This window comes from uncultured Enterovirga sp. (assembly GCF_964242715.1).
Lineage (GTDB): Bacteria > Pseudomonadota > Alphaproteobacteria > Rhizobiales > Beijerinckiaceae > Enterovirga.
This window is the reverse complement of the sequence record NZ_CAXTAZ010000104.1, coordinates 1-4,543: the sequence shown is the minus strand read 5'-3', so window position 1 is coordinate 4,543 and position 4,543 is coordinate 1. Positions and strand designations below refer to the sequence as shown.

General features: G+C 70.3%; 4 protein-coding genes and 1 pseudogene. 1 reads left to right on the top strand and 4 read right to left on the bottom strand.

The window, feature by feature from the left end:
- The 4 genes and pseudogenes from ACFE87_RS24690 to ACFE87_RS24675 form a co-directional block, all read right to left on the bottom strand.
- A pseudogene (locus ACFE87_RS24690) lies at window positions 1-148 on the bottom strand (chlorophyllide reductase iron protein subunit X); the annotation flags it as partial.
- Window positions 145-1,077 carry a chlorophyll synthesis pathway protein BchC gene (bchC, locus tag ACFE87_RS24685; protein WP_375462305.1) on the bottom strand — a complete coding sequence of 311 codons (933 nt, stop codon included), beginning with the start codon at window positions 1,075-1,077 and terminating at the stop codon, window positions 145-147. The gene bchC and the pseudogene ACFE87_RS24690, both read right to left, overlap by 4 nt.
- A gap of 72 nt (window positions 1,078-1,149) precedes the next feature.
- Complete coding sequence (locus tag ACFE87_RS24680) at window positions 1,150-2,256, bottom strand: methyltransferase (protein WP_375462304.1); 1,107 nt, start codon at window positions 2,254-2,256, stop codon at window positions 1,150-1,152.
- Between the two features lie 39 nt (window positions 2,257-2,295).
- Window positions 2,296-3,159 (bottom strand): polyprenyl synthetase family protein, encoded by an 864-nt coding sequence (locus tag ACFE87_RS24675; protein ID WP_375462303.1) that lies wholly within the window; start codon window positions 3,157-3,159, stop codon window positions 2,296-2,298.
- A 103-nt stretch (window positions 3,160-3,262) separates the two neighbouring features.
- Here ACFE87_RS24675 and ACFE87_RS24670 point away from each other — a divergent pair.
- A partial coding sequence (locus ACFE87_RS24670; RefSeq protein WP_375462302.1) for a phytoene desaturase family protein occupies window positions 3,263-4,543 on the top strand: 1,281 nt, incomplete at its 3' end.

Sequence of the window (4,543 nt, the reverse complement as noted above, 5' to 3'; positions counted from 1 at the left end):
GGGTGAAGGACTTGCCGATGCCGCCCTTGCCGTAGATCGCGATGATCTGCGTCTCCTTCTTGGGAGGCGTGGTCACGACAGGATCGGGCTCGATCGCGGCCTCGTCCCGGAGGCGGCTCGCCACCGTGAATTGCGTCATCGCGTTCATGCGCGGCTCCAATCGAGGACCATCTTGAGGCAGGCCGGATCGTCGAACGCGGTCCGGTAGGCGACGGGCGCCTCGGCGGCCGCGCTTTCGTGGGTCACGAGACCGGCGAGCGAGAGCCGGCCCGACTCGACGAGGCCGCGCACCGCGGCGAGGTCCGTTTCGCGCCATTGCGCCGCGACCCGGATGCGGGGCTCGCGCATGAAGGCGGGTGCGAAGGCGAAGCTGAGCGGCTCGGCGTAGAAGCCGGCGAGAACGATCTCGCCGCCCGGCGCGAGCCGAAGGACGAGAGCGTCCAGGATCCGGGGATCTCCGGATACGTCGTAGACGGTGTTGTAGTCGCGGCGCGGGTCCTCGTCCGCATGGGTGACCTGGTATCCCTCGGCGCCCAGTGCGCGCTCAGGATTGCGCTCCCACACGGTCGGCTCGGCCCCGTTCAGGACCGCGATCCGCGCGAGCAGCCGCCCGAGCACGCCGTGGCCGACGATCAGGTCGGGCTGTCGCGGGCCGTCCGCGATCGCGTGATATGCGGTGGCAGCGAGCGCGAGGAGGACCCCGTCCTGCGCCGCTTCGGCATCGATCGGGATCACCCGAGCCCCGGGGACGACCAGGCGGGAGGCGGAGCCGCCGAAGAGGCCCCGGACGGGACCGAAACACCGTGCGCCCGGGACGAAGACCGTCTCGCCGAGACGGCGTCCGGACCCGCTCCCGGCATCGACCACGCGTCCGACCGACTCGTAGCCCGGCACCAGAGGGTAACCCATGCCCGGGAAGGCCGGCATGGTGCCGGTATGAAGGAGGCGCTCTGTGCCCGTGGAGATGCCGCTCCAGGCGACGTCGACGACGATGTCGCTACCAACGGGGTCGGTCAGGGGAAGGCACGCGACGCCGAGGCGTCCTGGACCTTCCATCACGACCGCCTGGCTGTCCATGCACGTCCCTCTCAGGCGATCATCATCCCGCCATGTCATGCTAGACTGACATGTTGTCGTGTCAATCTGAATTTACACACGTGAGGCTGTCATGATGCCGGTCATGAGCGGGATCGATGTCCTGACAGATCGGATGGCCGCGAAGCCTGCTCCACGAAGCAGCGCTTCGAGCTGCGCGGGCGTCCTGACCCGCCCGGTCCCCATGGCCGTGAGGTAGATGGCGAAATAGGCGTCCCCCATCCGCTCGGACCCGGCGCTGCCACCCATCGGTTCGGCGACGACCAGAATGCCCCCGGGAGGGAGTGCGGCGTGGACGGCTCGGAGGATCGCCGAGGCCGCTTCGTCGTCGTGATCGTGGATGACGCGAATCAGGGTCGCGACGTCGCTGCCCGGGGGCAAAGGGTCTTCGAGGAAGCTGCCGCCGACCGTCGTCGCCCGCCCACCGAGGCCGTCCCGCGCGAACCGGGACCGCGCGAGCGCCGCGACCGCGGGAAGGTCGAACAGCACGAGCCGCAGGTCGGGAGCCCGCCGCGCCACCGCCGCCAGAAAGGTCCCGTCGCCGCCGCCGACATCGAGCAAGGAACGGTGCCGCCCGAAGGGGTAGCCGTCGAGGATCTGTTCGGCGACCAGAGGCTGGGACGCCGCCATCAGACGGGTGTAGGGCTCGACGGCATCCGGTTCCGGGGACGAATCTCCGCCCGCATAGGGCCAGAAAGCGGCGAGGCTCGTTCCGCCGCGCCCTCGGCGCAGCAGGGCGACCGGATCAGCGAGATCCCCGTAGAGAACCGCGCCGTGCGCCACCATCGCGGCGATCCCGGGATTGCCCAGGCTGGCGGCCCCGAGGAGCCCAAGTCCGAACCGGTCCGAACCGCGGCGCTGCACGAGCTTCAGCGCCGTCGCCGCACCGAGCAGCCGCTCCGCCGAGTCGGGCGGAAGCCCGCATCGCTCCGCCACCTCCGCGGCCGATCGTGAGCCCTCGGCCAGGAACTCGAACAGCCGCAACTGGACGCAGGCCACCAGCACCTGGGCGTAGACGGCGCCGGCACAGAGATCGAACAGCGCCTGCGCCTGGCGCTGGGCGACCGGCCGGGTCAGGGGGAAGCGCGCCGCCCAGCGGTGGAAGGCAGCGGAGGCGAGGAGCCGGTCACGCCAGCCATACAGCCGCTCGGACACACTCAACAGCCTCGTCCGGTCCACATCCTCGCGGCAGGACCGCCGTCACGCGGCGAGGCGCATCACGTCCATCGGCACGAAGCGGCGGCTCTCGCCGACGATCAGGGCCTGCAGCTGCGCCGATCCCCGGCAGGGCGGGATGGACGTGACGGCTTCGCCGACGAGGCGCTCGAACCGTGCAAGCGCGCCCGGGAGACCAAGCTCGCCGACCGCGCTCTTGCGTCCGAGGGCTGCGTCGCGGCCGGTCGGCTTGCCGATCTCCGACGGGTTGCCGGCGACGTCCCGGATGTCGTCGGCAACCTGATAGGCTTCCCCCAGCCGCTCGCCGAGCATGCGCCAGGGTTCCGGATCGACACCGGCGGCCGCCGCTCCCGCGGCGGTCGCGGCGGCAAACAGCGTGCCGGTCTTGGCGCGGTGATATTCCGACAGGTCGACCACGGGCTCGCATTCCCAGGCCTGTCCGGCCACGATGCCGCCCGGCAGGCCGACCGAGCGCGACAGGATGCAGATCAGCGGCGCCAGCCGGTGCGGCTGGTGCAGAGTCGCCCTGGCGAGGGTTTCGAAGGCCAGAACGATCAGCGCGTCCCCGGAGAGCACCGCCAGCGGCTGGCCGAATTGCCTGTGGACCGAGGGTCGTCCGCGGCGCATGTCGGCGTCGTCGAAACAGGGCAGGTCGTCATGGACGAGGGAGGCGCAATGCATGAGCTCGATCGACACCGCCGCGCCCTCCGTCACCTCGGGCTGATCCTCGCCGCAGGCCTGCGCGACCGCCAGGGTCAGACGTGGCCTGAGCCGCCCGCCTCCCGGGAACACGGCGTGCCAGAGAGCCGCAGCGATGCGCGGCGGAGCGCCGGCTTCGGCAAGCGCCAGGGCGCCGGTCAAGGCCTCCTCGATCCGCCTCGCCACCATGGCCGCCTCCCTTATTGTAAAACAGATTGGACTATTCGAGCTGTCAGTTATGGTGGACACTGATCACGGCGGTGTCAAACGGGTTCGTGGGGAGCGGCGCAGGGTGCGGACGGGTCGGGTCGTGGTCATCGGAAGCGGGATCGGCGGCCTTGTTGCCGCCGTCCGGCTCGCCTCCTCGGGTTTTTCGGTCTTGGTCTGCGAGCGCGCAGAAACGACGGGCGGAAAGCTCCGCGAGGTCGAGGTCGCGGGCTGCCGTATCGATTCCGGCCCGACCGTCCTGACGATGCGGGACGTCTTCGACGAGATTTTCGCCGATGCGGGCGCGTGTTTCGCAGATGAGGTCCGCCTGGAGCCGCTCGACATCCTCGCCCGGCACGTCTGGACCGGAGGTGTGAAACTCGACCTGTTCTCGGACCCGGCGCGATCCGCCGACGCCATCGGCGCGCTGGCGGGCCCCGACGAGGCACGCGGTTATGTCGCCTTCTGCGAACGGGCCCGGTCGATCTTCCGGACGCTTGATGAGCCCTTTATCCGGTCATCCCGGCCGAGCCTCCCCGAACTCCTGTATCGCGTCGGTCCGCGCCGCCTGGTTGCGCTCGCCGGCATCTCGCCATTCACGACGCTGGCGCGCGCCCTGGAAGAGCATTTTGCGGACCCGCGGCTACGCCAGCTCTTCGGTCGCTACGCGACCTATTGCGGGTCCTCGCCCTATCTGGCGCCCGCGACCCTGATGCTGGTCGCTCATGTCGAACGCGAGGGCGTCTGGACCGTGCCGGGGGGCCTCTACCGGATCGTCGAGGCGTTGGTCCGGCTGGCCGAGAGCAAGGGCGTCGTCGTCCGGACCGGGGCGGAGGTCGCGACCATCCTCACCGATCGCCACCGCGGCGCAACGGGGGTCACGCTCGCCGATGGCGAGACGATAGCGGCGGATGCCGTGATCTCGAACGGGGACGTGGCGGCCTTCGAGGCCGGCCTTTTCGGCCCTGGCGTGGCCCAGGCCTCGCCGCCGATGCCGGAGCGGGAGCGTTCGCTGTCGGCGCTGACTTGGTCGCTGGTCGCCGAGGCGTCCGGGACGTCGCTGTCCCATCACACCGTCTTCTTCTCGGACGATTACCGGGCGGAGTTCGACGCGATCCGGGAGGGCCGGCCGCCCGACGACCCGACGGTCTATGTCTGCGCGCCGGACCGCGACAGCGGCCGCCCGCCCTGCCCGGAACGCCTCTTCTGCATCGTCAACGCGCCCGCGAATGGCGACCGTGTCCCCCTTACCGCGACGGAGATAGCTTCATGCGAGACGCGGACCTTTCAGCGGCTGGAACGCTGCGGCTTGAGCGTTCGTCGCCGACCCGAATCCAGCGTCGTCACGACCCCGTCGGATTTCGCC